The 4,514-nt window shown below is 70.8% G+C and carries 3 protein-coding genes; all 3 read left to right on the plus strand.

What is annotated here, in order from left to right; translation table 11 throughout:
• A partial coding sequence (locus Q7W29_09655) for a hypothetical protein (GenBank protein ID MDO9172084.1) occupies positions 1-285 on the plus strand: 285 nt, incomplete at its 5' end.
• A gap of 28 nt (positions 286-313) precedes the next feature.
• Positions 314-2,101 (plus strand): DUF4384 domain-containing protein, encoded by a 1,788-nt coding sequence (locus Q7W29_09660; protein MDO9172085.1) that lies wholly within the window; start codon positions 314-316, stop codon positions 2,099-2,101.
• A gap of 290 nt (positions 2,102-2,391) precedes the next feature.
• The coding region (locus Q7W29_09665) for a hypothetical protein (GenBank protein ID MDO9172086.1) at positions 2,392-4,514 on the plus strand (2,123 nt) is incomplete at its 3' end.

A 4,514-nucleotide genomic window follows, 5' to 3' on the forward strand; every position in this document is an offset into this window, starting at 1 on the left:
CAGGATCTCGGGACGAACTCCTGCTCCGCCGTCGACGAGGCCCCGACGTCCGGGTACTCAGCCATCGGCATCGCGGTTCTGATCGAGGGCCACGTCTACGCCGTGGCGATCGTCGTGGACCCCGAGCACAACGTCCATTACGCGAAATTCTACGTCTACGCGATCACGGCGGCGGCCGTCGAGATCGACTGGGCCTACCAGGTGGACGAAGGGAATCCCGAGCTGAAGGTCGTCACGGGCGGGCGCCGCACCGGCGCTCCCCACGGCGAACTCATCCGTTTCTGAAGGCGCTGACCCGGAAGGAGGTCCGGTCATGACTAGGAAGACGAACAACACGGACGTGCGGACGGCGGCGCGACGGGATCGCGCCCCCCGGCTGGCTCTGCTCTGGCTGCTGGGCGCCTTGGCGCTCGCCCTCGGCTTCGCCTCGGCTCGCGCCCAGCAACCGGCGGTCGCCGACGGCTGGCAGGGCTACGAGCAGCAGCCGCTGCGCGTGAACGTCTGGCACGACCGCCAGCAGGACGAGGTCTACAAGCGCGGCGAGTCGGTGCGCGTCCATTTCGAGACGAACCAGGATGCGTACGTCGTGGTCTACCGCATCGACACCGACGGCCTGGTGACGATCCTCTGGCCGCGCAGCCGGCTGGACGACGGTTTCGTGTTCGGCACCCACACCTACAACCTGCCCGGGCCGGGCTCGCCGCGGATTCTCGCGGCCGACGACGAGGGCGTCGAGTACGTCGAGGCCGTCGTCTCCGCCTACCCGTTCGATCTGCGGGACCTCGAGGTCGACTTCCACCACGAGACGGACCGCGCGCGCGATTTCGCGTACTTCGTCGCCGGCGACCCCTTCCTGGCGATGAACGAGGTGAACTTCGCCGTCACGGGCCTGGAGAACCCCGAGGACTACGTGGCCACGAACTACGTGAGCTGGTACGTCCACCGGCGCGTCGAACACCCGCGGTACCTCTGCAACCAGTGCCACGACGGCGGGCAGGGCTACGAGCCGTACCGGGACACCTGCGTGGTCACGATCCACCACGACTACCGCTGGGACAACGATTGGTACGTCCGTTACGGCTACTACCCGGCCTACTACTACCCCGTCTACTACTACGTCGATCCCTGGACCTGGAATCCCTGGATCAACTACTGGTACCGCCCCTGGTACTCGTGGCCCGTCAACCAGGGCTGGGGCTGGGACCGCGACTGCTACGTCTGGAACTATTCCCCCCGCGGCCGGGGCGACGTCTGGACGCGGTACAAGGACGGCGAACGCCGTTACCGTCCGCTCGGCAAGGATCTGCGCCTGAAGCGGGGCGAGTCCGAGGGCAGTGAGCACCACCCCTCCGGCCTGGTGAAGAGCCCGCGGCCCGACCGCGAGGTGAGCGACCGGATGGCCTCGCGCAAGGCAGGGGTGCGTGACGGAGACCGGGACGGAGCGCGGTTCCGCGACGTGCCGGCGATGCAGCGGTCGTCCCAGACCTTCGCGCCGCGGACCCGCGAAGACCGCACGCCGGGCATCCGGGTGCCGGGCCGTTCCGGCGCCACGACGGGCAGCCGCGGGGAAGCCGTGACCAGGCCCGGTGCGTCGACCGGCGGCGCGGCGGGCACCCAGGTGCGCCCCCAGGCCGGGCGGGACGGCCGCACGACCGGCGACCTCAGGCCGGCGCCGGCCGTCCGCGGCAAGGGCGACGAGGCCGGCGATCGCGCCGTCCGACCGGTGCCGCGTCGCGACCAGGGCGATGCCGACCGGGGCGCGGTCCGCCCCGTCGAACCCCGCACCAAGGGACCCCGTCTGTGGAGCGGCGGTCGCACCGAAGAGCGCAAGGCGCCCGACCGCCCCGCCTCGGCCGTGACGCCGCGCACGAGCGGGAGCCGTTCCGATCCGCCGCCGGCGGTCAAGGAACGCCCGTCGGGCAAGAGCGACGCGGGCTCCCGGGACGCGGGCAGCGTGCAGTCGCGACCCGCACGCGAGAGCCGGGACGCGCAGTCCGGCACGCAGCAGAGCGATGGCGGCGCGCGCAGCGGTTCGTCCGGCCAATCCGGACAGTCCGGACAGTCCGGGCAGTCGAGCAAGTCGAGGAGCAGAGGGCGCTGACGCCCGCGGATGTCGGAGGTGATCGGATCCCCCCATCGTGTCGGCAGACCGGCGAGGACCTGATCCTTGAAGAGGTTGGCGCCTGAAGGGGAACGGGTATCCGAACCGGTCGGCCGATGATCACCGACGTCGAACGGCGGGGCAGGGGTGACGACGATGCCAATCAGGGGTGGCGGCGTTCGATCCCCGGCCCCGCCGTGTTTCCGGCGGGGCCGTTCGTTGACGGTTGTGTCACGCGCACCTATACTCCGCGTTCCCGCCGGCCCTGCCGGCTCCCGGAGCCAACCCGCATGCGAAAGTCGAACCTCATGAGCCTGGCCGTCGATCGCCACGTCGCCTCCGGCAAGTCGGTCGGGATGACCCGGTCGTTGCTGTGCGTCTGCCTGGGTTTGGTCGCCGTCGCCGGCGGCGGGCCGGCGCGGGCCGACGCTCCGTTCCGTGGCGCACCGGTGTCGGCTCAAACGGCCGACCGTCAGGTGGTCGAGCGGCTCGTCGGCGACAAGGCGGCGCGGCTGGGACGCGACGGTTCACCGGCGCTGCAGGCCGCACGGTTGGCGGGACGGGCGGCCCCGGACAGCCTGGTGGCCGCGGTCCTGATGTGCGACTTCGCCGACAGCCTGTTCTACGGGCGCGACCTGGAGGGCTTCCCGCCGCCCCGGCAGAGCGACCCCTACTACACGGCCCACGACGCTCTCTACTACGACCACCAGTTTGCCGACGTGCGCTCCTTCTACCGCGTGGCCAGCGGCGATCGTTTCGAGTTCCGCTACCGTGTCCATCCGGAGGTGGCCAACCTGGCGTCGCCGATGTCCTGGTACGGGAACCACCCCGACGAGGGGGAGCAGAAGGTGCTGCTGGCGCGCGACGTCCTCGCATCGCTGGACGCCGGCGTCGACTTCTCGCGCTACGACACGGTGGTGATCGTCCACGCCGGAGCCGGCGAGGAGACCGACATCCTGGGCGATTCGCCCGAGCAGATCTACAGCGGCTACCTGGGGCCCGAGGACTTCGCGCTCGCCGTCGAGGAAGGCCTCCTCACGGAGCCCGGATTGCCGACGGACGACCCGCTGCCGGGCGGCGGCTTCGCCCTGGTCGACCACGTGCTCATCCTGCCCGAGAACGAGTTCCAGGATCCGGTCGGCAGCTTCCAGGGCTACTTCGGCTCGCTCGGCGTCTACTGCTTCGAAGTGGGATTGCGGCTGGGCATGCTCTCGCTGAGCGACTTCACGCCCGCCGGCCGCCCCGACAGCCAGGGCGTCGGCGAGTTCTGCCTGATGGGCTACGGGCTGTTCACGGCCGCGGGGTACATCCCCGCCCTGCCCTGCGCATTCAACAAAATGCTCATGGGCTGGCTCGAGCCCTACCCGGTCGATCCCGGGACGGGCGGCGTCCAGCGACTGTACCCTGCCGAGTTCCCGGCCGCCGATTCCACGCTGGCCCGCGTGGAGATCGCGCCCCAGGAATACTGGCTGGTCGAATACCGGCAGCAGGACCCCGACGGCAACGGCATCTTCTCGTTACCGGGCGACCTGAACGGCAACAACACCCCCGACTACTACGACGCCGACTCGGCCTACGGTGACGGCACGCCCACGAGCTGGTACGACCCCGCGACGGACCAGCGTGAATGGCTCGACGGCGCCGAGTTCGACTTCTTCATGAGCGAGAACCAGGCCCGCGCGCTCGGCGTCAAGGGCGCCGGCAGCGGGCTCTACGTCTGGCACGTCGACGAGTCCGTGATCCGCGCGGCCGCCGGCGCCGAGGGCAACCTCTACAACGCCGATCCGGCCCACAAGTCCGTGGACCTCGAAGAGGCCGACGGCATCCAGGATCTCGATGACAACGCGCCGAGCGCCTGGTTCCTGGGCGGCGACCACGACAGCTTCCGCGGCGAGGGGGCGACGCGGTTCGGGCCGGACACCCGGCCCGCGACGGTCACGGCGTCCGGCCTGGCCACCGGGATCCTGCTGGATGGGTTCACCGACGTCGTGCGGGACTCGACCCACGTCGCGCCCGGGGAGACCGAAGAGGTCATCCGCTACGCTCCTTGGCTGGAGTTCCGCTGTTCGCGCGAACCCCTGTCCGGTAGCGCGGAACCCGCGGCGGTGCGCGACCTGCCGGGCCGCGACCTGCGTGGCAGGCACCTGGTGGCCGCCGACCTGGACTGGCCGGCCGACGGCACGCTCGAGATCGTGACCGCCGCCGACGGCGGGCGCGTCCTGGCCTTCCGCAGCGACCTGTCGGACTTCCACGAGATCGCCCTCGAGCCCGGCCTGTTCGCCGTCGGTCGCAACGCCGACGGCACGGCGGCCGACTGGACGGGCCCGCCGCTGGTGGCGGACGTCGACGACGACGGTCGGCCGGAGATCGTGCTCTCGGCGACCACCGGCCTGTTCGTCTTCAACGGCGAGGA

The sequence above is a fragment of the bacterium genome (assembly GCA_030654305.1).
Lineage (GTDB): Bacteria > Krumholzibacteriota > Krumholzibacteriia > LZORAL124-64-63 > LZORAL124-64-63 > PNOJ01.

Excerpts from the sequence above, each read along its gene's own strand:
- Q7W29_09660 (MDO9172085.1), top strand. The coding sequence starts at position 314 with ATGACTAGGAAGACGAACAACACGGACGTGCGGACGGCGGCGCGACGG.